The organism is Oxalicibacterium faecigallinarum, assembly GCF_014635705.1.
Classification (GTDB): domain Bacteria; phylum Pseudomonadota; class Gammaproteobacteria; order Burkholderiales; family Burkholderiaceae_D; genus Oxalicibacterium; species Oxalicibacterium faecigallinarum.
This window is the reverse complement of sequence record NZ_BMDI01000002.1, coordinates 347,674-371,982: the sequence shown is the minus strand read 5'-3', so window position 1 is coordinate 371,982 and position 24,309 is coordinate 347,674. Positions and strand designations below refer to the sequence as shown.

Below are 24,309 nucleotides of genomic sequence, written 5' to 3'. Positions count from 1 at the left end.
TGCGATCATTTTCATTCACCCCGTCAGACTTCGTTACTCACCATGCCCTCTCATTTCCCTAGTGAATCCGATCTCTTGCGTGCTGAAATTGCAGTCGCGGCCGCCCGACTGATTGCCGAAGACGGTATCGATTACGGCACGGCCAAGCGCAAAGCTGCCAAACAAATTCTGGGGAATAACAAGGTGCGCGGCGATGTGTTGCCAGATAACGCCATGGTAGAAGACGAAGTGCGTGCTTACAATGCACTCTTTTTTGCCGACACTCAACCGCTCCGACTACGGTATTTGCGTGAACTGGCCGTACGACTGATGCGGGAATTACAACCGTTCCAACCCTATTTGACGGGTGCCGTGTTAAATGGCACGGCGGGGGAACATTCGGACATTCATCTCCATTTGTTTGCCGACAGCGCCAAAGATGTCGAAATTTTTCTCTTAAACAAAGGAATCGACTTTGATGTCTCCGAATCGCCGCATTTCAACGGCCATGACGAAGTCGAAACCCTGAGCTTCCTCTGGCAAAATGAAGGCGTTCACCTTGTTCTGTATGAAACGGATGATCTGCGCCAAAGTAATGGCCGAAAATCCGGCAGCCGCACGGAACGCGCGCCCATCGCAAGCGTGATAGCCTTGCTGACCGAATCCGACCACACGTCTCTATAAATATCCATGAGCAAAAAAATCCTTCTGATGGCAATCGTTGCCTTGGTATTTGGCCTGATCGGCAGCCTGATTAGCGCTTGGCGCTACATTCCAGCCACGCCGGACTCGCCTGAAGTAGCCAATCTGTTTGCACATAAGATGGAAGATGTCGCCAAGCGCAAACACAACTTGTCTTCATATCAGGGCAAAACACTTATCGTTAATTTTTGGGCAACATGGTGCGCACCATGCGTTGAAGAAATGCCGGAACTGGTCGAACTGCAAAATGAATACAGCACCGACAAACTGCAAGTACTCGGCATCAGCATCGATTCACCAAGCAACGTGAAGGAATTTGCCGAAAAATACAAGATTTCCTATCCGCTCCTGCTGGCGGGCATGCTCGGCACCGAACTCGCACGTAGTTTTGGCAATCCTTCTGGCGGCCTCCCCTTTACCGTTATGATTACACCCTCTGGCGCAGTCAAAAAGACTTATCTGGGCAGACTGAACATGGCGGAGTTGCGCGCCGACCTGCCGGCCCCCTAGCGCGATTTCAACATACCAATTTCACTTTTTTCTCCTTGCCAATCCTCGGCATTTCGCTGCAAAATGCCGCCATCGTCGTCAAACGGAGTTTTATCTCCATGGCAAAAAACTTGCTATTGCTCAATGGCCCTAATCTGAACCTGCTCGGTACTCGCGAGCCGGAAGTCTATGGGCGCGCCACGCTGGCCGATGTGGAACAGGCTGCCGTTGCGCAAGCGAAGGATGCAGGTGCCACGCTCCACACTTTTCAAAGCAACCATGAAGGCGCGCTGATTGATCGTATTCATGCCGCGAAAAAAGAGGGCGTTGATGCCATTGTGATCAACCCCGGTGGACTGACTCATACCAGTGTTGCGTTGCGTGACGCCCTGGCTGGCGTCGCCATTCCGTTTGTTGAGGTACATATTTCGAATATTCACCAGCGTGAGGCATTTCGCCATCACTCCTACTTGTCTTCGATTGCAGTTGGTGTGATCTGCGGCATGGGCATCGAAGGATATCCTCCGGCCATCGCCTTCGCGCTCAAAAAGCTTTAAATCAACAAGAATTGTCGGCAAATAGCTTATAATTCCTGCCAATTTCAACTTATCAAACAAAATTCCAAGGACATTTTTCATGGATCTACGCAAGCTCAAGACGCTGATCGACCTCGTCGCTGAATCCGATATTGCTGAACTAGAAGTCACCGAAGGCGAAAGCAAGGTCCGCATCGTTAAATCTGGCGGCCCGCAAGGTCAGGTCGTGATGATGCAACCCCAAGCGGCACCACAGCAATTTGCTGCTGCGCCAGTTGCAGCGCCAGCCGCTGCCCCGGCTGCACCAGCGACGCCTGAAAGCAAAGGTCACGTTGTGAAATCGCCGATGGTGGGCAGCTTCTACCGTGCTTCGGCACCGGGCGCACCCGCATTTGTCGAAGTCGGTGCGACTGTCAAAGAAGGCGATACGCTGTGCATTATCGAAGCAATGAAGTTGCTCAACGAAATCGATGCCGATGCATCTGGCGTCATCAAGGAAATTCTGGTCGAGAATGGCCAGCCAGTTGAATTCGGTCAACCGTTGTTCATCATCGGGTAATGTCTGGCGGACATGCGTTCGCCCACAGACTGACCCGATTTCACTCTTATAACGACGAGTCCAGTTTCCATGTTTGAAAAAATCCTCATTGCCAACCGTGGCGAAATCGCGCTCCGTATTCAGCGCGCCTGCCGCGAGATGGGCATCAAGACTGTCGTAGTCCACTCTGAAGCGGACCGCGATGCCAAATACGTCAAGCTTGCTGACGAATCGGTTTGCATCGGCCCCGCACCATCGCCGCTCAGCTACCTCAATATGCCGGCCATCATCAGCGCGGCGGAAGTAACCGATGCCGAGGCGATCCATCCGGGCTACGGCTTCCTGTCGGAAAACGCTGATTTTGCCGAACGTGTCGAGCAATCCGGTTTTGTCTTTATCGGCCCACGCTCCGATTCCATCCGCATGATGGGTGACAAGGTGTCTGCCAAGCAAGCAATGATCGCCGCTGGCGTCCCTTGTGTGCCGGGTTCAGATGGCGCGCTGCCTGATGATCCGAAGGAAATCGTGCAGATTGCCCGTCGTGTCGGTTACCCGATCATCATCAAGGCAGCGGGCGGTGGCGGCGGACGCGGTATGCGCGTCGTGCATACCGAAGCCGCCTTGCTGAACGCTGTGACCATGACCAAGACGGAAGCCGGCGCAGCCTTCGGCAATCCGGAAGTCTATATGGAGAAGTTTCTGGAAAATCCACGTCACGTGGAAATTCAGATTCTCGCAGACGAACACAAGAACGCCATCTGGCTCGGTGAACGCGATTGCTCGATGCAACGTCGCCACCAGAAGGTACTGGAAGAGGCACCCGCACCGGGCATCCCACGCAAGACCATCGAAAAGATTGGTGATCGTTGCGCAGAAGCGTGCCGCAAGATGGGTTATCGCGGCGCAGGCACGTTCGAGTTCCTGTACGAAAACGGCGAGTTCTACTTCATCGAGATGAACACGCGCGTGCAGGTTGAACATCCTGTTACCGAGATGATCACGGGTATCGACATCGTGCAGGAACAGATCCGCATCGCCGCTGGCGAAAAACTGCAGTATCGTCAACGTGATGTCGTGTTGAGCGGCCATGCAATCGAATGCCGTATCAATGCGGAAGATCCATTCAAGTTCACGCCATCGCCAGGCAAGATCGTATCCTGGCACGCGCCGGGCGGCCCCGGCATTCGCGTTGACTCGCATGCTTATGCTGGTTACTACGTTCCGCCGAATTACGACTCGATGGTTGGCAAAGTCATTTCTTACGGCGCGACGCGCGAGCAAGCCATTCGCCGTATGCAGATCGCCCTGTCGGAAATGGTAGTGGAAGGCATTCAAACCAACATTCCATTGCATCGTGAACTGATGGTGGATGCGCGTTTCATCGAAGGTGGCACCAACATTCACTATCTTGAGCAGAAGCTGGCCGAAAGACCGGATCAGCGCAAGTCGTAAGCAGATTCAACGCCCGGCTCCGACCGGGCGTTTTTCCATTCACGTCTGACAGCACGTTACGGCAGCTGCCTGCCGTGTCCTCTTCCATGAGGCAGACAAATCAGCCATACTTTGGCTGCGCTTTACCTATACCGAGGAATGCATGAGCTGGACCGAAATTGTCATCGAAGTTGCCCGTACGCACGCGGAACCACTATCCGACGCGCTCATGGAAAGCGGTGCCTTGTCGGTTTCGGTTGAAGACGCTGATCTGGGTACGGAAGCCGAGCAACCGCTGTTTGGCGAACCCGGCATGGAACCGACTGAAACAGCGTGGGAGCATAGTCGTGTCGTCGCCTTGACCGCAGAAGATGCCGACCACGCCGCATTGATTGCGGAAGCCGCGCAAGCCGTTGGACTCGCCGCAGACAAAGTCAGTTACACCTTACGCGATGTTGCCGAGCAGGATTGGGTGCGTCTCACGCAATCGCAATTCGAGCCCATCCACATCGGCAAAAACATCTGGGTCGTGCCGAGCTGGCACGAAGCCCCTGATCCTTCCGCACTGGTACTCGAACTGGATCCGGGACTTGCCTTTGGTACTGGCAGTCATCCGACCACCCGTCTGTGCATGGAATGGCTGGAAGTCCATCCACCTGCCGGTCTCAGCGTACTGGATTACGGGTGCGGTTCCGGCATTCTGGCGATGGTCGCCAGGAAACTGGGCGCACGCGATGTCGTCGGCATCGACATCGATCCTCAGGCCATCGAAGCCGCACGCGACAACACGGCACGTAATCATTGTGAAGTCGCGTACTTTGTCCCGGACGAATTTGCAGAATCCGGACATGAACACGCCTTCGATGTCGTCGTTGCCAACATCCTCGCTAATCCGCTCAAGCTGATGGCACCGATGCTGTCCGGTCGTGTCAAACCCAACGGACAACTCGTGTTATCGGGTGTGCTGGCAACACAAGTCGAAGACGTGATCGACATTTACCGTCCATTCATCGAATTGAGCGTCTGGCGCGAATGCGATGGCTGGGTTGCGCTTGCCGGTCGTCTGCCTGCAACGTCGGATCAAGGATAAGTCATCCATGGCACTGGCGACACAATGTCCGCACTGCCAAACGACGTTTCGCGTCGTGCATGATCAATTGAAATTGCGAGCCGGCCTGGTACGCTGCGGCTACTGCAAGGAAATCTTCAACGGCATCGAGCATCTGCTGCCCCCGGAAGAGTCTGGTACAACAGCACCAACTGCGGCAATTGCGCCAACACCACGCGCTCCCGTCACGCCCCCACAATCAACCGTCGCGTCCACCGCGATTGACACCATGCCCGGTGCGACATCGAGAGCGGTGTCAACTTCCTCATCGGCTTTGTCGGCGGCCAGCGGCGACACGACAAGTGAAGAAGGACAGGAAGCATTTGCTGCGGCAACCGCGCCGTCCCCTGCATCGGTCATGCCGACCAGCCGACTGTCATTTACCATTCCCGCTCATTTTGAACGGGAACATCCACCGGTCTATCATGCACAGGATGAGAAACCGGCCGATCCGCTGCAGCGCATGACGCTGATGGATTTTGACCGTGAACAACCTGCAACATTGGACGAACTCGGTCAGGATGCGTCCTACGCCGCGCAGGCAGAATCCAGCGCAGAAGAGCTGGATCAGGCCATCAGCGATCTTGAACGCAAACCGTGGCGTCAAACCTCTCGTGGCGATGAGGAGCAAGATGATCTGGCGCTGGACGATGAAACAGAACAAGAGGAAGAGCCAGCCTTTGTACGCAAGGAGCGCGCACGCAAGGAACTCAGTACGCGCGTCCGCAATACCCTGCTCATCGCGTGCAGTTTATTGACCCTCACAGCACTGCTTCAGGCTGGCTACAGTTTTCGCAATCAGCTGGCCGGCATGTTTCCGGCAGCCAAACCGGCACTGATCAGCTTGTGCGAAGGACTCGGTTGCAGAATTGCCCTGCCCGCCGATATATCCTCCGTTTCCGTTGAGTCCAGCGAGTTGCAGACCCAAGCCGGCAATAGCAATTCGTTTGTCCTGACCGCCTTGTTACGCAATGACAGCAGTCTCGATCAGGAATGGCCTTTGATCGAACTGACGCTGAACGATGCCAATGAGAAAGCGGTACTGCGGCGCGTATTCACACCGCTGGAGTATCTGCGCGATCAGGCGCTGGTCGATGCAGGCTTTCTCCACAATAGCGAACGCTCCGCGCGCGTCCTTTTTGAACTCAACGATACGCGCGCTTCCGGCTATCGCGTGTATCTGTTTTATCCCTGAACAGACTGTTCGCACTGATCGATCTGATTCCTTTTTTATTCTTTCAACAGTATCAACCTCATGAAATCACTTATTTGCGGTTCGCTCGCGTTCGATAACATCATGTCCTTCGACGGACGCTTTTCCGAATCCATCCTGGCCGATCAATTACACAAGATAAATGTCGGTTTTCTGGTGCCGAATATGCGTCGCGAATTTGGGGGCTGCGCCGGCAATATCGCCTACAACCTCAAACTGCTTGGCGGTGATCCGTTGATCATGGCAACCATCGGTCAGGATGGCGCCCCTTATCGGGAGCGCCTGACCCAGCTGGATATCTCGCAACAGTGTATTCGTACGATCGATGATTCTTTTACCGGACAGGCGTTTATCACGACTGATGCCGACGGCAATCAAATTACCGCTTTCCATCCTGGTGCGATGAGTTTCTCTCACTTCAACAAGGTTGCCGACACCGGCAAGGTGGCCATCGGTATTGTCGCGCCTGATGGTCGCGACGGCATGCTGCAACACGCAAAGGATTGCGCCGATCTCGGCATTCCGTTCATCTTCGATCCAGGTCAGGGTTTACCGATGTTCAATGGCGACGAACTGAAAGGCTTCATTGATCAAGCCACTTACGTTGCGGTCAATGATTATGAAGCTGAGCTGTTGACCAGCCGTACCGGACTGACACTTGCAGGCATCGCAGAACGCGTGACGGCGCTGATCGTGACACGTGGGGAAAACGGTGCCGAGATTTTCACCAACGCCGAACACCTGGCCATTCCAAGCGTGAAGGTTGACAAGGTGGTCGACCCAACTGGCTGCGGCGATGCTTTCCGCGCCGGTATTCTGTATGGACTCACAAACGGACTGGACTGGGCAACAACCGGTCGTCTGGCCAGTCTGATGGGTGCCATCAAGATCGCCAGCCAAGGTCCACAGAATCACGCGCCATCACGTCAGGAAATCGAAGCCCGGTTCGAACAGGCATTCGGTTACCGTTTCTAAACATCAGTTGAAGTCAGCAGATAAAAAAGAGCCGGCATAGGCTCTTTTTACATGACAGAAGTAATGGCGATTGCCACAAGCTGGATCGCGATTCTTAACAGAATCAATGCCACCAGCGGAGACAAATCAATCGACCCAATCAATGGCACAACACGCCGCAACGGACGCATTACAGGCTCGTTCAACGCACGCACAAAGGGCGCAAGCGGCGCGTGAGGATTCACCCAACTAAAAATGACCTCGATCAGAATCAGGCCGATCAGTCCGTACAACGCCCAATGAATCACTTTCATCAAGGCAAGCAAAAACAGGAACTGCAATGAAAACACATCACGCAGAAATACTTCGACGGCTGTAGCAAGCAGTGCAATGACAAATGCACCAAGCAAGCTGGCCCAATCATAACCACCTGCGCCGGGCAAGACGCGACGCAGTGGCCGCACCAGCCAGTCAGTCAACTGATAGACAAACTGGGCAATCTGCAATGGTGGACGGACACGCACAGCCTGCATCCAGAATCGCAATAACAGTGAGCCGGCAAGAACGATGGCAATCGTGTCGACGATCAGCGTGAATATGCTATCAAGCAAAACGAGCTCCTTCAAAAAAAACCGCTGTGCGACGCAAGCCGCACAGCGGGATTGTGCCTGAAATTAATCAGGCCCATCCAGACAGGTCTGGAATTATGGGCGATTGGTACCCGTTGGAAACGGCCATGCCGCTGCCGGGTTGATCACCGTTTTGACTGCAGGTGCCGCAACAGCTGCCGGTTTAGCTGCTGGCTTTTTCGGCGCAGCAGGCTTCTTGGCAGCGGCTTTTTTAGCGACTGGCTTTTTAGCAGCAGGCTTTTTAGCAGCGGCTTTTTTTGCTACCGGCTTTTTAGCGGCAGGCTTTTTGGCAGCAACCTTCTTGGCGGCAGGCTTTTTAGCTGCTGCTTTCTTGGCGACTGCCTTTTTAGCTACCGGCTTTTTAGCTGCTGCTTTTTTAGCCACTGGCTTTTTAGCGACGGCCTTCTTCGCTACTGGCTTTTTAGCTGCTGCTTTTTTAGCTACTGGCTTCTTGGCGACTGCCTTTTTAGCCACTGGCTTTTTGGCTGCTGCTTTTTTAGCTACTGGCTTCTTGGCGACTGCCTTTTTAGCCACTGGCTTTTTAGCTGCTGCTTTCTTTGCTACTGGCTTTTTAGCTGCTGGCTTTTTAGCTGCAACTGGTTTCTTGGCCGTAGCGGCTTTTTTTGCAGCAGGCTTCTTCGCTGCTGGTTTTTTTGCTGTTGCCATATTGTTTCTCCTTCACGTGATGGAAAAAATCAAGTTTCTAAAGTTGAAACCCGCCCACACCATCGCGATGGAATTGGCGGATTATTCATCGGCACAAGCGTACTGTGCTTGCGCTAATGAATTCGGCTCCAGCTGAACTGCTGCATCTCCTCACTTATGCAGCACTTCAGCCTTACATGACTAGGCAAATACGCGTTTTATCGCTTTGCGGTCGTCAAAAAAAACGCCAGCGCGCACGCCGGCATTGGAATTCTGTTTCCCAAAAAACAAACCTTTTTCAAACGAAAAAGCCGCCACACCTGACTGAATCAGGTGAAGCGGCTTGCTCAGCAGATGAGATCTTATCGGTCTTCTACTGTTCATTAAAGTCGGTTGTTGCCTTTCCTGTTTTAAGCAGAATCGGTTTTCATTACCTGCCTGTTTTTTGTGCTGCCTAATTAAAAGGCAGCGACAAGATGGCGAGCAATGTTCAGTTTATTCCCAACTGAGTGCGCCACCGGTCTGATATTCGATAACGCGTGTTTCGAAAAAGTTGCGTTCTTTTTTCAGATCGATCATTTCGCTCATCCAGGGGAAAGGATTTTCTTCCTGTTCGAACATGGGTTCCAAACCAATCTGTTGCGCACGACGATTTGCGATGAATCGCAGATAGCCTTTGAACATCGGCGCATTCAGGCCTAGCACTCCACGCGGCATTGTATCCTCTGCGTAACGATATTCCAACTCTACCGCGCGTAAAAACAACGATTTGATTTCGTCTTTGAATTGCGGCGTCCACAGATGTGGATTCTCAAGCTTGATCGTGTTGATCAGATCGATACCGAAATTGCAGTGCATCGACTCGTCACGCAGAATGTATTGGTACTGTTCTGCTGCACCCATCATCTTGTTCTGGCGGCCGAGTGCAAGAATCTGCGCGAAGCCAACATAGAAGAACAAGCCTTCCATCAGGCAGGCAAAAACGATCAGCGAACGCAGCAAGGTCTGATCCGATTCCAGCGTACCGGTCTTGAATTCCGGATCGGTCAGCACGTCGATGAACGGAATCAGGAACTGATCCTTGTCGCGGATCGAGCCGATTTCGTTATAGGCGTTGAAGATTTCGCCTTCATCCAAGCCCAGCGATTCCACGATGTACTGATACGCGTGCGTGTGAATCGCTTCTTCAAATGCCTGACGCAACAAATACTGACGGCATTCTGGCGCGGTGATGTGACGGTAGGTACCGAGCACGATGTTGTTGGCGGCCAGCGAATCGGCTGTCACAAAGAAACCCAGATTGCGCTTGACGATACGACGCTCGTCCTCGGTCAGGCCGTTCGGGTTCTTCCACAGCTCGATATCGCGCTGCATGTTGATCTCTTGCGGCATCCAGTGGTTGGCGCAACCAGCCAGGTACTTGTCCCACGCCCATTTGTATTTGAACGGTACCAGCTGATTGACGTCCGTTTGACCGTTGATGACGCGCTTGTCCGCCGCGTCCATACGTTGCGTTGCGTTGACGGTTTGTGCTGGTTTTGCCATCAGCGATGGATCAAGCGCCACATCCTGCTGTGCAGCCGAACGCGGTTGTGCCGCTGGCTGTAGTCCTGGCTGAGGCTGTGCGGGTGTCGGCTTGACTTCATCATCCCAACTAAGCATGACTCTTTTCCTTATTGATTTGCTGCCGCTGCTGCATCGTTTGATGCCGACAAAGGCTTTATATAGTCTTTGTCAGCATCGCATGGCGCAAGTTCAGTCGACGTGTCGTTATGTGTTATCCGATGTCATCCATCGGACAGATGGTGTTACTGGCAGGCTTCACATTCCTCGAAACCAGGATCGCCTGGACGCAACATGCAGGCAGGACCGTCGGTCTCTTGTGCAGCTTGAGCGGAACCGGCACCCGCACCGGAATCCACGGCATTCAGCGCACCGGCTTTCGAAGTCGATTTCTCGGTATGCGTCGCGCCGATGGTACGCAGATAGTACGTGGTTTTGAGGCCGCGCAACCATGCCAGCTTATAGGTTTCATCGAGTTTTTTACCCGATGCGCCCGCCATGTAGATGTTCAGGGACTGTGCCTGATCGATCCACTTCTGACGACGCGATGCTGCCTCAACCAGCCACGATGGTTCGACTTCGAACGCGGTGGCATAGATGTCACGCAGATCCTGTGGAATGCGGTCGATCTTGGCCAGGCTACCATCGAAATACTTGAGGTCGGAGATCATGACTTCATCCCACAGACCACGTGCTTTCAGGTCACGCACCAGATATTCGTTGATCTCGGTAAATTCGCCGGACAGGTTCGATTTGACGTACAGGTTCTGATACGTTGGTTCGATACAAGCCGACACACCAATGATGTTCGAAATCGTTGCCGTCGGCGCAATCGCCACGCAATTGGAGTTACGCATACCGAACTGCTTGATGCGCTCACGCAATGGTGCCCAGTCCAGCGTTTCGGTCGTATTCGCTTCCAGATAGCCGCCGCGCTCTTCCATCAACAGCTTGAGCGAATCCTGCGGCAGGATGCCACGATCCCACAGCGAACCACGGTACGAGCTGTAGCGGCCACGCTCTTCTGCCAGTTCGGTCGATGCCCAGTAAGCGTAGTAGCAAACGGCTTCCATCGACTTGTCGGCAAACTCCACTGCCTCATTCGATGCGTAAGGGATGCGCATCATGTGCAAGCAATCCTGGAAACCCATGATGCCGAGGCCAACCGGACGATGACGCAGGTTGGAATCACGCGCTTTCTTGACAGCGTAATAGTTAATATCAATCACGTTGTCCAGCATGCGCATGGCGGTGCTAATGGTTTTCTGCAGCTTGACCAGATCCAGCGCGCCATCTTTCATGTGGGCCGGCATGTTGATCGAACCAAGATTGCAGACCGCGATTTCCGAATCGTTGGTATTCAGGGTGATTTCGGTGCACAGGTTCGAGCTGTGAACAACGCCCACGTGTTGCTGTGGCGAACGGATGTTGCACGGATCCTTGAACGTGATCCATGGATGGCCGGTTTCAAACAGCATCGACAGCATCTTGCGCCACAGATCGAGCGCCTGCACTTTCTTGAACAGCTTCAGTTCACCGCGCGCGGCCTTGGCTTCATAGCCGGTATAGGCTTCTTCGAACGCCTTGCCAAACTTATCGTGCAGATCAGGCGTATCGGATGGCGAGAATAGGGTCCATTCGCCTTTTTCCATCACGCGCTTCATGAACAGATCCGGAATCCAGTTCGCGGTGTTCATGTCGTGGGTACGACGACGATCGTCACCCGTGTTTTTGCGCAGGTCGAGGAATTCCTCGATATCCATGTGCCAGGTTTCGAGGTATGCGCAGACCGCACCTTTACGTTTACCGCCCTGGTTGACCGCAACGGCGGTGTCGTTGACGACTTTCAGGAACGGCACCACGCCTTGCGAGCGACCGTTGGTGCCCTTGATGTGCGCACCCAGCGAGCGGACTGGTGTCCAGTCATTGCCCAGACCACCGGCGTATTTCGCCAGCAAGGCGTTTTCCTTGATGGCTTCGTAGATGCCATCCAGATCATCGGCAACGGTCGTCAGGTAGCACGACGACAGTTGCGAGCGTTGCGTGCCGGAGTTGAACAGGGTCGGCGTCGAGCTCATGAAGTCGAAGCTGGACAGCAGGTTGTAGAACTCGATCGCACGTTCTTCGCGGTTGATTTCGTTCAGTGCCAGGCCCATGGCGACACGCATGTAAAACGCTTGCGGCATTTCGATGCGCACGTCACGAATGTGCAGGAAGTAGCGGTCGTACAGGGTTTGCAGGCCGAGGTAGCCGAACTGCAGATCACGCTCAGGTTTCAGCGCATCACCGAGTTTTTTCAGATCGAACTGAGCCAGCTTGGCATCCAGCAATTCTGCCTCGATACCCTTTTTGATAAATTTCGGGAAGTATTCAACATAGTGCGCAGGCGCATCGGCTTGCGCGACTTCCTGGCCAAACACTTCCTTACGGATCGTGTGCATCAGCAAACGCGAAGTCACGGTGCTGTAGGCAGGATCTTTTTCCATCAACGCGCGCGCAGCAAGAATCGCGGACTTGTGCAGTTCTTCAACCGGCACGCCGTCGTACAGATTCTTGACGGTTTCGTTCAGGATGGCGGCAGCGTCGACATGCTTTTCCAGACCGATGCAGGCAGCGTCGATCAGATTACGCACTTCACTCATTTCCAGCGGACGACGTTGGCCGTTTTCGACCACATGCAACTGATGCGTATCTTCGACCGGCTTGGTCGCTTGTTGCTGCGCACGCTCTTCCATACGCTTGGCACGATACAGCACGTAAGCGCGTGCAACGTCGTGCTCGCCCGAACGCATCAGGGACAGTTCAACCTGATCCTGAATATCTTCAATATGGAAGGTGCCACCAGCCGGCTGACGACGCACCAGTGCGTTGACGACATTGGAGGTCAGTTGCTCGACCAGTTCGCGCACACGCGCGGAAGCAGCGCCCTGACCACCATTCACGGCGAGGAAAGCTTTGGTCACGGCGATCGAGATTTTCGATGGCTCAAAACCGACAACCGCACCATTACGACGAATGATGCGGTAATTATTCAGACCAACCGTGTTGCTGCTTGGGGTCGATGGCGAGACGGCCAACGAACCGACATGTGCAACGTCGGACGACGACTTGGCCGAAATTTCTTGTGCAGAGAGCATGAAGACTCCTTCTAGCGGATGCAGGCAATACTGCCTTGCTTGATTAAGAGAAAACCGGCTAATGCCAATTCGCGAAAACTTCATGGAAGCAGCGCCAGATCGCCCATGGCGAAGCACTGCCCATTCTGCTGCTTTGTTGGTGCATTCGTTTCATAAAAGCGGCCTCTATCTCCATAAAGGACCTGCGAAACGAAAAAGGTATGACGCCGATAACCCACTACATCTAGTGCGGAAACCGCGATTGACACTAATTCTAGTGCCTCGATTCAGGATGTGCAATGCCTTTCTCAGGCTTTTTCAGGATTATTTTTTGTCAAGATAATGTGCAAAATCGACGCTGTTTTTTTACATTCCACAAAACTGCAGATCGTCGCTCATTTCCCCGCTTTCTTGACGGTTTCCTGCTGCCAGCCGGTATTCAAGCTGATAACGCTGCCAGTCGAAAAAGGGTCCGGGATCCGTTTTTCTTCCCGGCGCGATGTATGCATGGCCTGTCACATTCCTCAGCGGATAGGCTCCCCGCAAGGCCAGCGTCAACGCAACCAACGCCTCGTACTGACGCGGCTCGAAAGGCTGGTCATCCGTTCCTTCCATCTCGATACCAATGGAAAAATCGTTGCAGCGCTCCTTGCCGCAGAAAACCGAAACGCCTGCGTGCCAGGCACGATCGCGGGCCGAAACAAACTGAATGATCTCTCCGTCCCGCCGGATCAGAAAGTGCGCCGACACCTTCAGAGGGCGCAACTGGTCAAAATAAGGATGCGCCTCATAGTCCAGTCGATTGAGAAACAGATCACTAATATAAGGGCCGCCAAATTTACCGGGCGGCAAACTGATGTTGTGTACCACCAGCAAATCGATCGGCACGCCATCGGCACGCTGATCAAAATTCGGCGATGGCATCCGCACGGCCTTATCTGCCCAGCCCTGATCATCAATCACAATCGATGGAAGCGCCAAGACTTTACTCCGGTTCATGAATATTCAAACGTTGCATGCGATAGCGCAATTGGCGAAAGCTGATGCCGAGCAGCTCTGCTGCCTGCGTGCGATTGAAATGGGTCCTAGCAAGTGCCCGCCGGATCACGTCGCGTTCGATTTGGTCCAGATGATCCGGCAATGAGCCGGGCAAAGCCATTTCTGCACCCTGATCTTTGGGCGCACCATCGGACAACCCTGACGTTATTGCTGCTGCCTCCTGCCGGGCTACAGTATTTTGTGCGGGCAGCGGTGTCGCTGATAGTACGTCCTGCAAAACCGATGTTTCGGACACTTTCAGCAACAGATCTTCTTGCTCTATCTTGCCGTTATTGGCAAACGCCAGTGCCCGCTCCAGAATATTTTCCAGCTCGCGTACGTTGCCGGGAAAGCGATACGACCGCAATGCAGCCAGTGCGTCCGGTGCTAACGATGCGGGCGTGCCTGGGCTTAATCGTGCCAGAATGGCTTCCGACAACAAGCCAATATCTGCCAATCGCTCTCGCAATGGCGGCAAGGACAATTCGATCACATTGAGACGATAGTACAAATCCTGCCGGAAACTGCCCTTCTGCACGCACGCATGCAGATTCTGGTGCGTCGCGCTGATGATGCGCACATCAACCGGCTCTTCTGTCGTCGCTCCCACCTTGCGTACGCGGCGCTCCTGAATCGCACGCAGGAGCTTGACTTGCATGGCCAGCGGCAAATCCGCCACCTCATCAAGCAGCAAGGTTCCACCATGCGCCGCCTGGAAGAAGCCATCGCGATCTTCGCTGGCACCGGTAAAAGCACCTTTGCGATAGCCGAAGAATTCAGCCTCCATCAAGGCTTCGGGGATGGCGCCACAATTGACTGCAATAAACGGTTTGTCAGAACGTGCGCTCTGTGCATGGATATCCCGCGCAGCCAGTTCCTTGCCGCTGCCGGATTCACCGCTGATGGCGACCGGCGCCATACTGCGCGCCAGTTTGGCAATTTGCGCCCGCAATGCCTGCATGACTTCCGATTCGCCCATCAACCGCAATGGGATGGACGTCCGCGCGCGCGCATTGCCCGCCATGGCCGGCGCTTTCTCACTGATACGCAACGCCGTACGCACCATGGTCCGCAATTGTTCCAAACCCACGGGCTTGGAAAGATAGTCAAACGCGCCTGCCTTCAATGCTGCTACCGCGTTGTCCGCGCTGCCAAACGCGGTAATCACGGCAACCGGCGGACTTTTCTCCATTGCAGCAATCTCGCAGACCAGGTCGATACCCTGCCCATCCGGCAAACGCATGTCGGTCAATACCAATGCATATTTTTGTTGCTGCAAATAGCCCCGCGCTGCGGTCAGCGTGTCGGCACTGTCCACATCCAGCCCCATACGAATGAGCGTGATTTCGAGCAGTTCACGCAGATCCGCCTCATCGTCAACGATCAGAATACGTGGCGTGCTCATGATTCTGGAAGACCCTTGTTCATGGTTGATTCAAGTCTTGTTCAGCCGCAAAGCTGATGACAAAGCGGCCGGATGGCAGCGCCAATTCGTCGTCGCTCCGATATTCGTAATTCAGCTTGGCTCCATTATTCAGACACAACTCACGTGCAAGATAAAGGCCAAGTCCGGTGCCCTTGCTTGACGTGGTGTAAAAGGGCTCGAACAAATGCGCACGCACCGTCGGCGACATTTGCGGACCATCATCCTGTACATGCAGCTCTGCACGATGACCAGCAACTGCCAGCAAACGCAAGTGGATACTGCCCGGCTTGCCACTTGCGTAGCGTAACGCATTTGTCAGCAAGTTCAAGATGATCTCGCGCAAATGCAGAGGATCGAAGCGGACATGTACAGACGCTGGTACGGTGACTGCAATGACACCGTCCTTCACCCCACTCATTTCTCGCAATTCCGCGACCAATTCGTGGATCAGGGTTGATATTTCCAGCGGCAATGGATCGTGATTCGCCTTGCGTGACAGTTTGAGAATGTCCTCAATCATGCGATTCAGACGCGCCACATTGTCCTGCACAATCTTCAGCAAGCGCTTGCGCGCCGTATCCGTTTCATCCTCATTCAAGAGTGCCGCGGCATGACCAATCGCCGACAGGGGATTACGCACCTCATGCGCAATACTGGCAGTCAGTCGTCCCATTGACGCCAGCTTGAGTTGTTGCGCCTGGTTTTCGATTTCCGTCACATCCTGCAAGAAAATCACGACGCGCTCTTCCTGCACACCACTGCTTTCCACGCGGACGAAACGCAGTTTCAAATGCGTCGATGATTCGCGTCGCGCCGCCATGATGGTCGTACTGCTTTGCAGCGTGGTTTCGACCACTGGCTGAATACGGACAAAAACCTGCTGATCCGCCGACCGTGATGTCTGCGTGTTCGCCTTGTCCCGCCAGTTGTCATACGCGTCGGCGATTGCACTTAATCCATGCACTTCGTCCAGCCGGCCGCGTTCATGCTGTTTGGTGATGGACAAACCAAGCAAACGTTCTGCCGCCGGATTGCCGGTCAAAATCCGTCCGTTTCGGTCCACCACCAGAATACCGTCATCCATATCTTCGATGACCAGCCGGTTGATTGCCTGCTGCACCTGTAGTGCCTTACCGCGCCCCTGCGCGAGCGACTCCTGTTTGATGAGTCGATCTGCCAGTCGATTGATGGCAATGATAATGATGAAAAACGCTGCGCAATACAGACCAACCTGGGTCGACGAAATATCGCCATTGTCGTTGAGGAGCTGGTAGCCATTTTCGGCCAGCATCGCAAACGTGGCGACGGAGACAAAAAACAGGGCCATGACCAGCGGTGCCAGAATCGCGCCGCCGGCAAGGGGAAAGAGATAAAGAATGGCCAAGCCACTGCGCAAGCCACCCACTGCCATATATAACAGCGTAATCGCGGCCAGATCGACCATGATCTGTACCGAAACCTGCAACAGGAAACGTCGCCGCCAGTAGGATGCCAAGAGAACAAATCCCAGCGCCAGCAGCATGTAGGCAAGACAAATGATCCAGAAATAGCCATTGCCGTGTGCCGCCTTGGGATTGGCCCAGCCAAAATAGCCAAGCAGGACAGCAACGATCAGGGTTCGCGTAAATGCGAAAGTCTGCAGTGTGCGCCAGAACGTCTCACGGACGTCCGTAACCATGGCGACGGCAGGATTCATGCGTCAACGCCCGTTGTGCAATTGACGGTGCTCGGTACTGCAGAAAGTCTGACGGTCACCGTCATAGACGGCTTCCGAGGCGGGGAAATGGACACCGCACTGCGCGCACGAGACCATCGCCTCCGCATCCTCAGCATCAGGCATCTGTACAAACGCGTTCTGCTGTGCGCGGCGCGCGGCGGCAAGCGCCTCTTCGTGGGCCTTTGCTCTTGCCTTGGCTTTACTGCGCAGCACCCAGATAACCGCAAAAATCAGGACCGCCCACGCCAGCAACTTCATGCAACACCTCTTTGCAACACTACTTCAAGAACAAAGCGACTCCCGACATAAGCCAGCAGCAACATGCCGAAACCGCTTAACGTAAACGTCAAGGCTGTCCTGCCGCGCCACCCCCGCAAATGTCGTCCTGCCAGCAAGATGCCAAACAACATCCACGACAGCATGCTGAAGGTCGTCTTGTGATCCCATTTGAAGGCCCGGCCAAAAATTTCTTCGGAAAAGACCACGCCGGACAGCACCGTCAATGTCAGCAGAATGAAACCGAAACCGATCAAACGGAACAGCAACTTTTCCATCGTCAGCAAGGCCGGCAAACGATCAATGGCCAGCGCAAACAAGCCCGTCTTGCGGTCATGCAGACGCGTATGCAGTTTTGACTCTTGCACCATCATGAGAATGGCGTGAAAGGCCGCGATGGTCAGCGTGCTGTAGGCCAGCGTTGCGATCGCAACGTGCCAAGGAAAAAGAGCTGATTTGCCTTCTAGCGGCACGACGTTCCCCGGAAACATCAAGGGCAGCAAAACCGCCAGCGCCGCACACGGCAGCACCAGAATTCGCAAACCATCCAGCGTGAAATTTCTGTTCTCCAGCCAATATGCAGCGACCGAAATCCACAAGGTTGCCGACAACATGATGGCAAAACCCGTGCGTAAGGCACTCGGCGCGATCACATCCATCCATAGCGCCGCTCCATGCAGCAACCAGCCCGCCAAGACACCGACGGCAATGATCTGACGCTTATGCGATGGGAGAAAAGCACATGCCGCGTAACACAGCGCAGCCAGCACAAAGAGGAAGGTATACATTCGCTTCAGTTTACACCATGTCACCGCACAATCTGTGCGCAAAACCCTTACAGAACTGCGGTCAATATTGATGCGGGGCAGCCATCCCGATCTTGCCTTTACGTCATGCCTTGCCCCCGCTTGCGACAAAGTCGCTTGTACCGAACTAAGCAATTCGCATGCGCGCATCAGGTAAAATGCTACCTTTCCGTCGCTCTGTCGACGATCGCAGGCTTACCGATTACATCATCATGCTCGACAATCTCACTCAACGCCTAGCCAAGGCCGTCAAAACCATGCGCGGCGAGGCTCGTCTGACCGAAGCCAACACCGCCGACATGCTGCGCGAAGTGCGCCTCGCCCTGCTGGAGGCTGACGTCGCCTTGCCAGCCGTGCGCGAGTTCATCAGCCGTGTCAAAGAAAAAGCCATGGGCGAAGACGTCATTGGCTCCCTGACGCCTGGTCAGGCACTGGTTGGCGTGGTGCAGCGCGAGCTGGCAACCCTGATGGGTGCCGATCTCGGACGCGAAGCCACCCAGCTCAACTTTGCCACACAGCCTCCCGCCATCATTCTGATGGCCGGCCTGCAAGGCGCCGGTAAAACCACCACCGTCGGCAAGCTGGCCAAGTATTTGCGCGAGCAAAAGAAAAAGAAAGTTCTGACGGTCTCCGCGGACGTCTATCGTCCGGCCGCAATCGGTCAGTTACAGACCGTGACTGAACAGGTTGGCGCCGACTTCTTTCCGTCGCAATCGACGGACAAGCCGGTGGACATTGCACGTGCCGCGCTCGATCACGCCAAGCGTCACTATCATGATGTGCTGATTATCGATACTGCCGGCCGGCTGGGTATTGATGAAGCGATGATGCAGGAAATTCGTGCGCTGCACGAGGCCGTCAATCCGATCGAAACGCTGTTCGTGGTCGATGCCATGCTTGGTCAGGATGCGATCAATACGGCCAAGGCTTTTAGCGATGCGCTGCCGCTGACCGGCGTCGTACTGACCAAACTGGATGGTGATTCGCGCGGCGGCGCGGCGCTGTCCGTACGCCACATTACCGGCAAGCCGATCAAGTTCGCCGGTGTGGCAGAAAAAATGGATGGCCTGGAAGCCTTCGATCCGGCACGGATGGCCGATCGCATTCTCGGCATGGGCGACATTCTGGCGCTGGTTGAAGAAGCCCGCAAAGGTGTCGATGTCGAAGCTGCACAAGGTCTGGCACAGAAAATCAAGGGCGGCGGCAAATTCGACCTGACCGATTTTCAGCTGCAACTGGCACAGATGAAAAAAATGGGCGGCATGGCCAATCTGATGGACAAATTGCCTGCGCAGTTACAGATGGCTGCCGGCAACGCGAACATGGGCATGGCCGACAAACAGGTGGCACGCATGGAAGGCATCATCAATTCAATGACCCCAGCAGAGCGTGCCAAACCAGACCTGATCAAGGCATCCCGCAAACGCCGCATCGCTGCCGGTGCCGGCGTGCAGGTGCAGGAAGTCAACCGCATGCTCAACCAGTTCGAACAAATGCAAACCATGATGAAAAAACTCAAGGGTGGCAATCTGGCCAAGCTCATGCGCGGCATGAAAGGCATGATGCCCGGCATGCGCTAGACAAACAGTGCTGTGTATATAGAGCCCGTTCATATGAGCGGGCTTTTTGTTTTTTGAATCAGGTATTTACGTACCCGCGATTTGCAAGCAATCAAAAAATCGCTCACCTTCTTCGCAAACAAATCACGCTTCTTTCACATCCTTGATCAATCAATCGATCATCCCCTGTTTCCCCTCTGTGTGATCGGCGTGGCTAGCAGCCGACAAAACACCCTGTTCGCTTATAAAAAACACTTGCATGGCAGTAAAAACCGCACCACTATTAGCGTTGCGTGAATTGGCGCAATTTCCCAACACTTTGTGAAGGAGGCTTTAAGATGGCAACAGCCAAAAAACCAGCGGCCACTAAAACGGCCGCCAAGAAACCAGCTGCAAAGAAACCAGTAGCAGCAAAAAAAGCAGCACCAGCTAAAAAGGCAGCACCGGCCAAAAAAGCCGCGCCAGCCAAAAAAGTAGCCGCAAAAAAACCAGCCGCTAAGAAAGTCGCAGCGAAAAAGCCAGCAGCTCGCAAGCCAAACGCCGCCTTCATGAAGCCAGTTACCCCTTCCGCAGTGTTGGCAGCCGTCATCGGCGCAAATCCAGCACCACGTACCGAAATCACGAAGAAGGTCTGGGACTATATCAAGAAATTCAAACTGCAGAATGAAGCCAACAAACGCATGATCGATGCGGATGAAAAATTGAAAGCTGTTTTTGGCGGCAAGAAGCAAGTTTCAATGTTCGAAATGACCAAACTCATCTCGGCACATCTGAAGTAATATCTGATAGCCAAACAAAAACGCCCGCGTCACGCGGGCGTTTTTGTTTTTCAGCTTGTCTTTGCAACTTGTTTTCTATTCAGGCTTGTGTTCCCAGTTGCGCCATGCGGCCCGGACCGCATTCGGATATTCAGGCCTGCCACGACTGCCGTTGTAACGCCCCAAAGCCAAATACAGGTCACCTTTTTCAATATCGATATACATACGCAGAATCGAACAGCCGTAACGCAAATTGGTTTGCATATGGAAGAGCTTGCTGCGATCACCGTCCCCAATCACGCGCGTCCAGAACGGCATGACCTGCATGTAACCATGCGCACCGACTGGCGACACGGCATATTTGCGAAACGCGGACTCGACCTGAATCAGGCCAAGTACCAGCGACGGATCCAGACCTGCACGGCGCGCTTCGTACCAGAGCGTTTGCAGAAATTCGAGTCGTCCCTGACGATCCGGCATACGCCGGACAAGACGGTCAGACATATCGCCCAGCCAGCGCAAATAGGCAAGACGCTCCTCGATATCGATAAATTGTGGTTTGGGTGGATTAGGATCGGAAATCGCGCGAGATAAAGCCATGCGCACGGAGTCGGCGAGCGCCTCTTCCTTTTGGTTACCAGCCAGCGCCGGTGCCATGCATACCGATGGCACTACCAAGAAACAAGCGACATGACGCAGCAGGTCACGTCGCTTTGATCTGAGTGTCACGCCATCTGTCATGCCTGCCTGACTCAGGCCGCCAGACGCGCCTGAATGAAAGCGACCATCTCTGCAGGCGCAACGGCGGTCGCTTCGGTATCGCGACGTCCCTGATATTCCAGCTTGCCTTCCTTCAGACCACGGTCACCAATCACGATCCGGTGCGGTACACCGATCAGTTCCCAGTCTGCAAACATGGCCCCCGGACGTTCACCACGGTCGTCGAGAATCACGTCAACACCAGCAGCCGTCAGTTCCGCATACAAACGATCGACTTCTGCCTTCACCGCTTCGCTGCGGTCATAGCCCATCGGACAGATGACCACTTCAAATGGTGCGAGCGCAGTTGGCCAGATAATGCCTTTGTCGTCAAAGTTCTGCTCGATCGCGGCACCAAGAATACGTGTGACGCCAATGCCATAGCAGCCCATCTGGATCGGCTGCGGTTTACCATTTTCATCGAGGAAAGTTGCCTTCATATCCTGCGAATAGCGCGTACCAAGCTGGAATACATGCCCCACTTCAATACCGCGTTGAATCGCGAGCGTACCTTTGCCATCTGGCGACGGATCACCCTCGACCACGTTACGTAAATCGGCGACAGTCGCTTCCGGCAGGTCACGCCCCCAATTCACGCCGGTGTAGTGAAAGTCAACGTCGTTTGCGCCACATATGAAGTCACTCATCGCGGCAACGGTGTGATCAGCCACGATATTGACCGGCTTTTTGGTGCCGATCGGCCCGAGATAGCCTGGCGTGCTGCCAAACCATTCGACAATTTCGGACTCGCTCGCAAAACGGAACTCGGCAAGGCCCGCCACTTTGGATGCCTTCACTTCATTCAACTCGTGGTCACCGCGCAAGAGAAGCAACCAGACCTGTTTGGTCGCGACTTCGCCTTCTTTGGCTTCAGTAACCAGTACGATGGACTTTACATTTTGCGTCAGCGGCACATTGAGAAACGCTGCCACATCCTCACAGCGCTGTTTGCCGGGTGTCGGGGTTTTGGTCAACGCCTGGGTCGCCGCAGCACGCGTCGTGGTTGGTGGCAAGGCAGCGGCGGCTTCCATGTTGGCGGCGTAGTCCGAGGTTGGGCAATAAACCAGTGCGTCTTCACCGGTATCGGCAATTACGTGGAATTCGTGCGAACCGGAACCGCCAATCGCACCGTTATCTGCTGCCACAGCACGGAACTGCAGACCGAAGCGGTTAAAAATCTTGGTATAGGCGTCAAACATGATCGCGTAGGACTTCTTTAGCCCCTCCACATCACGATCAAAGGAATACGCGTCTTTCATCGTGAATTCACGCCCGCGCATCAGTCCAAAACGCGGACGACGCTCATCACGGAACTTGGTCTGCACATGATAAAAGTTGACCGGCAACTGACGATAGGATTTGATTTCCGTGCGCACCACATCGGTAATCACTTCTTCCGAGGTGGGTTGAATCGCAAAGTCGCGGCCATGACGGTCTTTGACACGCATCAGCTCCGGCCCCATCTTGTCCCAGCGACCGGTTTCCTGCCAGAGCTCGGCCGGCTGTACCAGCGGCATCAGCAATTCGATCGCACCAGCCTTATCCATCTCTTCCCTGATGATGTTTTCCACCTTGCGGATGATGCGCAAACCCATCGGCATGTAGGTATAGATACCGGAACCGATGCGTTTGATCATGCCGGCGCGCATCATCAGTTTGTGGCTGACAACTTCAGCGTCGGAAGGGGCTTCTTTGAGAGTGGAAATGAAAAAACGGGAGGCACGCATGAGATGTGTTCTTGTTAAAAAGAGAGCGGGGTTATAATCATTCCAATTTTAAAGGATTAGCTGGCTGATGCATCCCCTGTTCGTACAATTGATTACCCTTCCTGTCGTGAGCATGCCGCGGTATGCAACACGGCGGCTGGATGATTGCCGCATTGTTTTTCGATCGAGGGTCGCTTAGCCGCAGAAAGTTATGGGTGCAACATGCTGGATCGTGAAGGCTTTCGCCCTAACGTCGGCATCATTCTGCTCAACGGACAGAATGAAGTTTGGTGGGGAAAGCGCGTGCGCGAGCATTCGTGGCAATTCCCGCAGGGCGGCATCAAATTCGGCGAAACGCCGGAACAGGCCATGTATCGCGAACTTGAGGAAGAAGTCGGCCTCAAGGCGGAGCATGTCAAAATCATCGGTCGTACACGCGACTGGTTACGCTACGAAGTTCCCGACCATTTCATCAAACGCGAGATTCGCGGCCATTACCGGGGGCAGAAGCAGATCTGGTTTCTGCTGCGCATGGTCGGCCGTGATTGCGATGTCAACCTGCGCATGACGGAACATCCGGAGTTCGACGCCTGGCGCTGGCATGAATACTGGGTCCCCCTGGATGTCGTCATCGAATTCAAACGTGATGTCTATCAAAGAGCGTTGCAGGAGTTATCGCGTTTTCTGAACAAGCCACCACACGGCAATGCCTCGCGCTATCTGCGTCAGACACATGCGCCGCGCAAACCGCACGCTCAACCTGTTTCCCGTGAGAAAAAACCAGACAATGAGTAATTCTTTTCCTTCGCTGTCATGTTTGGCGGCCCGCCTGAGCCGCACGCTGCTGGCGGCATCCCTGCTGTTCGCCAGCCATGCTGTATTTGCACAAACCAACTTCGAAGAAGACTTCGATGATGAAAACAAGCCATGGGAAGAAATTGCCGTCCAAATGCCGCCCGCACCGAAGCAGGAAGACCTGATCGAGTTTTACGTCAGCCCGACGGCGACACAAAAATTTCAGTTGGATGCGAAGTCCTTGTCGATCGGTTCGGATGGCGTTATTCGCTACACGCTGGTGGCAACCAGCACTAGCGGCGCAAAGAATATCAGCTATGAAGGTATCCGTTGCGAAACCTTTGAGCGCAAACTTTACGCCTTTGGGCGTGATGATGGCTCATGGGGAAGATCGCGACGCGATCAATGGGAAGGCATTGTGCGTGGCCGTGCCAACAATCAGCATGCCATCCTCTCGCGTGACTACTTCTGCAGCAATCTGATGATCATGGGCCCGGAGAAGAATATCTTGCAGCGGCTGCGCAGCAAACAAACGCTGACCGACAATCTGCTGCGCGAATAACGCT

Annotated in this window: 25 protein-coding genes; 14 read left to right on the top strand and 11 right to left on the bottom strand. The window is 54.2% G+C overall.

Features of this window, described 5'->3' with window-relative positions; genetic code table 11:
* Positions 1–42: 42 nt before the first annotated feature.
* The 8 genes from IEV29_RS11815 (at position 43) to IEV29_RS11780 (ending at position 6,971) form a co-directional block, all read left to right on the top strand.
* Positions 43–663 carry a hypothetical protein gene (locus IEV29_RS11815; protein WP_188381495.1) on the top strand — a complete coding sequence of 207 codons (621 nt, stop codon included), beginning with the start codon at positions 43–45 and terminating at the stop codon, positions 661–663.
* A gap of 6 nt (positions 664–669) precedes the next feature.
* Positions 670–1,191 (top strand): TlpA disulfide reductase family protein, encoded by a 522-nt coding sequence (locus tag IEV29_RS11810; RefSeq protein WP_188381494.1) that lies wholly within the window; start codon positions 670–672, stop codon positions 1,189–1,191.
* Positions 1,192–1,289: 98 nt separating this feature from the next.
* Entirely contained in the window at positions 1,290–1,727 is a 438-nt protein-coding gene (gene aroQ, locus IEV29_RS11805; RefSeq protein WP_188381493.1) for a type II 3-dehydroquinate dehydratase, read from the top strand.
* A 79-nt stretch (positions 1,728–1,806) separates the two neighbouring features.
* Positions 1,807–2,265, top strand: a complete 459-nt coding sequence (gene accB / locus IEV29_RS11800) for an acetyl-CoA carboxylase biotin carboxyl carrier protein (RefSeq protein ID WP_188381492.1) — start codon at positions 1,807–1,809, stop codon at positions 2,263–2,265.
* A 69-nt stretch (positions 2,266–2,334) separates the two neighbouring features.
* Positions 2,335–3,696 (top strand): acetyl-CoA carboxylase biotin carboxylase subunit, encoded by a 1,362-nt coding sequence (gene accC, locus IEV29_RS11795; protein ID WP_188381491.1) that lies wholly within the window; start codon positions 2,335–2,337, stop codon positions 3,694–3,696.
* Between the two features lie 142 nt (positions 3,697–3,838).
* A complete protein-coding gene (gene prmA / locus IEV29_RS11790) occupies positions 3,839–4,765 on the top strand; it encodes a 50S ribosomal protein L11 methyltransferase (protein ID WP_188381490.1) in 927 nt (308 codons plus the stop codon).
* A gap of 7 nt (positions 4,766–4,772) precedes the next feature.
* The gene (locus tag IEV29_RS11785) at positions 4,773–5,978 is read left to right on the top strand and encodes a DUF3426 domain-containing protein (protein ID WP_188381834.1); all 1,206 of its coding nucleotides are present in this window, start codon (positions 4,773–4,775) and stop codon (positions 5,976–5,978) included.
* 60 nt (positions 5,979–6,038) lie between these two features.
* Entirely contained in the window at positions 6,039–6,971 is a 933-nt protein-coding gene (locus IEV29_RS11780) for a carbohydrate kinase family protein (protein ID WP_188381489.1), read from the top strand.
* Positions 6,972–7,018: 47 nt separating this feature from the next.
* On the opposite strand, the gene IEV29_RS11775 is transcribed toward IEV29_RS11780, so the two are convergent.
* Both IEV29_RS11775 and IEV29_RS11770 read right to left on the bottom strand, forming a co-directional pair.
* Positions 7,019–7,561, bottom strand: a complete 543-nt coding sequence (locus IEV29_RS11775; protein WP_188381488.1) for a YggT family protein — start codon at positions 7,559–7,561, stop codon at positions 7,019–7,021.
* Positions 7,562–7,654: 93 nt separating this feature from the next.
* Positions 7,655–8,245, bottom strand: coding sequence for a histone H1-like DNA-binding protein (locus tag IEV29_RS11770; RefSeq protein ID WP_188381487.1), 591 nt, complete (start codon positions 8,243–8,245; stop codon positions 7,655–7,657).
* Between the two features lie 116 nt (positions 8,246–8,361).
* On the opposite strand from IEV29_RS11770, the gene IEV29_RS11765 reads away from it, so the two are divergent.
* Positions 8,362–8,682: a hypothetical protein gene (locus IEV29_RS11765; RefSeq protein WP_188381486.1), complete on the top strand. Its 321-nt coding sequence runs from the start codon at positions 8,362–8,364 to the stop codon at positions 8,680–8,682.
* A gap of 37 nt (positions 8,683–8,719) precedes the next feature.
* Here IEV29_RS11765 and IEV29_RS11760 read toward each other — a convergent pair whose 3' ends face one another.
* The 7 genes from IEV29_RS11760 to IEV29_RS11730 all read right to left on the bottom strand — a co-directional run bounded on the left by IEV29_RS11760 (position 8,720) and on the right by IEV29_RS11730 (position 18,148).
* Complete coding sequence (locus tag IEV29_RS11760) at positions 8,720–9,886, bottom strand: ribonucleotide-diphosphate reductase subunit beta (RefSeq protein ID WP_188381485.1); 1,167 nt, start codon at positions 9,884–9,886, stop codon at positions 8,720–8,722.
* 146 nt (positions 9,887–10,032) lie between these two features.
* Positions 10,033–12,924, bottom strand: a complete 2,892-nt coding sequence (locus tag IEV29_RS11755; RefSeq protein ID WP_188381484.1) for a ribonucleoside-diphosphate reductase subunit alpha — start codon at positions 12,922–12,924, stop codon at positions 10,033–10,035.
* 345 nt (positions 12,925–13,269) lie between these two features.
* Positions 13,270–13,902, bottom strand: a complete 633-nt coding sequence (gene ampD, locus IEV29_RS11750) for a 1,6-anhydro-N-acetylmuramyl-L-alanine amidase AmpD (RefSeq protein WP_188381483.1) — start codon at positions 13,900–13,902, stop codon at positions 13,270–13,272.
* Positions 13,889–15,346 carry a sigma-54-dependent transcriptional regulator gene (locus IEV29_RS11745; RefSeq protein WP_188381482.1) on the bottom strand — a complete coding sequence of 486 codons (1,458 nt, stop codon included), beginning with the start codon at positions 15,344–15,346 and terminating at the stop codon, positions 13,889–13,891. The genes ampD and IEV29_RS11745 overlap by 14 nt, the downstream gene beginning before the upstream one ends.
* A 19-nt stretch (positions 15,347–15,365) precedes the next feature.
* A complete protein-coding gene (locus IEV29_RS11740; protein WP_188381481.1) occupies positions 15,366–17,063 on the bottom strand; it encodes a sensor histidine kinase in 1,698 nt (565 codons plus the stop codon).
* 3 nt (positions 17,064–17,066) lie between these two features.
* Positions 17,067–17,342: a PP0621 family protein gene (locus IEV29_RS11735; RefSeq protein ID WP_188381480.1), complete on the bottom strand. Its 276-nt coding sequence runs from the start codon at positions 17,340–17,342 to the stop codon at positions 17,067–17,069.
* On the bottom strand, positions 17,339–18,148 hold the full coding sequence (locus IEV29_RS11730; RefSeq protein WP_188381479.1) for a cytochrome C assembly family protein: 810 nt from the start codon (positions 18,146–18,148) through the stop codon (positions 17,339–17,341). The genes IEV29_RS11735 and IEV29_RS11730 overlap by 4 nt, the downstream gene beginning before the upstream one ends.
* A 230-nt stretch (positions 18,149–18,378) precedes the next feature.
* On the opposite strand from IEV29_RS11730, the gene ffh reads away from it, so the two are divergent.
* The 3 genes from ffh (at position 18,379) to IEV29_RS11720 (ending at position 20,504) form a co-directional block, all read left to right on the top strand.
* On the top strand, positions 18,379–19,746 hold the full coding sequence (gene ffh / locus IEV29_RS11725; RefSeq protein WP_188381833.1) for a signal recognition particle protein: 1,368 nt from the start codon (positions 18,379–18,381) through the stop codon (positions 19,744–19,746).
* Between the two features lie 81 nt (positions 19,747–19,827).
* A complete protein-coding gene (locus IEV29_RS16220; RefSeq protein ID WP_229726370.1) occupies positions 19,828–20,022 on the top strand; it encodes a hypothetical protein in 195 nt (64 codons plus the stop codon).
* A 41-nt stretch (positions 20,023–20,063) separates the two neighbouring features.
* Positions 20,064–20,504 carry an SWIB/MDM2 domain-containing protein gene (locus IEV29_RS11720; protein ID WP_188381832.1) on the top strand — a complete coding sequence of 147 codons (441 nt, stop codon included), beginning with the start codon at positions 20,064–20,066 and terminating at the stop codon, positions 20,502–20,504.
* A 75-nt stretch (positions 20,505–20,579) separates the two neighbouring features.
* Here IEV29_RS11720 and IEV29_RS11715 read toward each other — a convergent pair whose 3' ends face one another.
* Positions 20,580–21,140, bottom strand: coding sequence for a lytic transglycosylase domain-containing protein (locus IEV29_RS11715; protein ID WP_229726409.1), 561 nt, complete (start codon positions 21,138–21,140; stop codon positions 20,580–20,582).
* A 95-nt stretch (positions 21,141–21,235) separates the two neighbouring features.
* Positions 21,236–22,969, bottom strand: a complete 1,734-nt coding sequence (locus IEV29_RS11710; protein WP_188381477.1) for a proline--tRNA ligase — start codon at positions 22,967–22,969, stop codon at positions 21,236–21,238.
* Positions 22,970–23,170: 201 nt separating this feature from the next.
* Here IEV29_RS11710 and IEV29_RS11705 point away from each other — a divergent pair, with 201 nt between their 5' ends.
* Together IEV29_RS11705 and IEV29_RS11700 are read left to right on the top strand one after the other, a co-directional pair.
* Positions 23,171–23,743: an RNA pyrophosphohydrolase gene (locus IEV29_RS11705; RefSeq protein WP_188381476.1), complete on the top strand. Its 573-nt coding sequence runs from the start codon at positions 23,171–23,173 to the stop codon at positions 23,741–23,743.
* The gene (locus IEV29_RS11700; RefSeq protein WP_188381475.1) at positions 23,736–24,305 is read left to right on the top strand and encodes a CNP1-like family protein; all 570 of its coding nucleotides are present in this window, start codon (positions 23,736–23,738) and stop codon (positions 24,303–24,305) included. Before IEV29_RS11705 ends, IEV29_RS11700 begins: the two co-directional genes overlap by 8 nt.
* Positions 24,306–24,309 lie beyond the last annotated feature (4 nt).

What these genes read in the sequence shown, in the direction of transcription:
- IEV29_RS11760 (WP_188381485.1), bottom strand. Translation starts at nt 9,886, where the DNA reads ATGCTTAGTTGGGATGATGAAGTCAAGCCGACACCCGCACAGCCTCAG.
- IEV29_RS11730 (WP_188381479.1), bottom strand. Translation starts at nt 18,148, where the DNA reads ATGTATACCTTCCTCTTTGTGCTGGCTGCGCTGTGTTACGCGGCATGT.
- IEV29_RS11715 (WP_229726409.1), bottom strand. Translation starts at nt 21,140, where the DNA reads ATGGCACCGGCGCTGGCTGGTAACCAAAAGGAAGAGGCGCTCGCCGAC.
- IEV29_RS11755 (WP_188381484.1), bottom strand. Translation starts at nt 12,924, where the DNA reads ATGCTCTCTGCACAAGAAATTTCGGCCAAGTCGTCGTCCGACGTTGCA.
- ffh (WP_188381833.1), top strand. Translation starts at nt 18,379, where the DNA reads ATGCTCGACAATCTCACTCAACGCCTAGCCAAGGCCGTCAAAACCATG.
- IEV29_RS11770 (WP_188381487.1), bottom strand. Translation starts at nt 8,245, where the DNA reads ATGGCAACAGCAAAAAAACCAGCAGCGAAGAAGCCTGCTGCAAAAAAA.
- IEV29_RS11785 (WP_188381834.1), top strand. Translation starts at nt 4,773, where the DNA reads ATGGCACTGGCGACACAATGTCCGCACTGCCAAACGACGTTTCGCGTC.
- IEV29_RS11710 (WP_188381477.1), bottom strand. Translation starts at nt 22,969, where the DNA reads ATGCGTGCCTCCCGTTTTTTCATTTCCACTCTCAAAGAAGCCCCTTCC.
- accC (WP_188381491.1), top strand. Translation starts at nt 2,335, where the DNA reads ATGTTTGAAAAAATCCTCATTGCCAACCGTGGCGAAATCGCGCTCCGT.
- IEV29_RS11740 (WP_188381481.1), bottom strand. Translation starts at nt 17,063, where the DNA reads ATGAATCCTGCCGTCGCCATGGTTACGGACGTCCGTGAGACGTTCTGG.
- accB (WP_188381492.1), top strand. Translation starts at nt 1,807, where the DNA reads ATGGATCTACGCAAGCTCAAGACGCTGATCGACCTCGTCGCTGAATCC.
- aroQ (WP_188381493.1), top strand. Translation starts at nt 1,290, where the DNA reads ATGGCAAAAAACTTGCTATTGCTCAATGGCCCTAATCTGAACCTGCTC.
- IEV29_RS11780 (WP_188381489.1), top strand. Translation starts at nt 6,039, where the DNA reads ATGAAATCACTTATTTGCGGTTCGCTCGCGTTCGATAACATCATGTCC.
- IEV29_RS11810 (WP_188381494.1), top strand. Translation starts at nt 670, where the DNA reads ATGAGCAAAAAAATCCTTCTGATGGCAATCGTTGCCTTGGTATTTGGC.
- ampD (WP_188381483.1), bottom strand. Translation starts at nt 13,902, where the DNA reads ATGAACCGGAGTAAAGTCTTGGCGCTTCCATCGATTGTGATTGATGAT.
- IEV29_RS11720 (WP_188381832.1), top strand. Translation starts at nt 20,064, where the DNA reads ATGGCAACAGCCAAAAAACCAGCGGCCACTAAAACGGCCGCCAAGAAA.
- IEV29_RS11765 (WP_188381486.1), top strand. Translation starts at nt 8,362, where the DNA reads ATGAATTCGGCTCCAGCTGAACTGCTGCATCTCCTCACTTATGCAGCA.
- IEV29_RS11815 (WP_188381495.1), top strand. Translation starts at nt 43, where the DNA reads ATGCCCTCTCATTTCCCTAGTGAATCCGATCTCTTGCGTGCTGAAATT.
- prmA (WP_188381490.1), top strand. Translation starts at nt 3,839, where the DNA reads ATGAGCTGGACCGAAATTGTCATCGAAGTTGCCCGTACGCACGCGGAA.
- IEV29_RS11700 (WP_188381475.1), top strand. Translation starts at nt 23,736, where the DNA reads ATGAGTAATTCTTTTCCTTCGCTGTCATGTTTGGCGGCCCGCCTGAGC.
- IEV29_RS11705 (WP_188381476.1), top strand. Translation starts at nt 23,171, where the DNA reads ATGCTGGATCGTGAAGGCTTTCGCCCTAACGTCGGCATCATTCTGCTC.
- IEV29_RS11735 (WP_188381480.1), bottom strand. Translation starts at nt 17,342, where the DNA reads ATGAAGTTGCTGGCGTGGGCGGTCCTGATTTTTGCGGTTATCTGGGTG.
- IEV29_RS11745 (WP_188381482.1), bottom strand. Translation starts at nt 15,346, where the DNA reads ATGAGCACGCCACGTATTCTGATCGTTGACGATGAGGCGGATCTGCGT.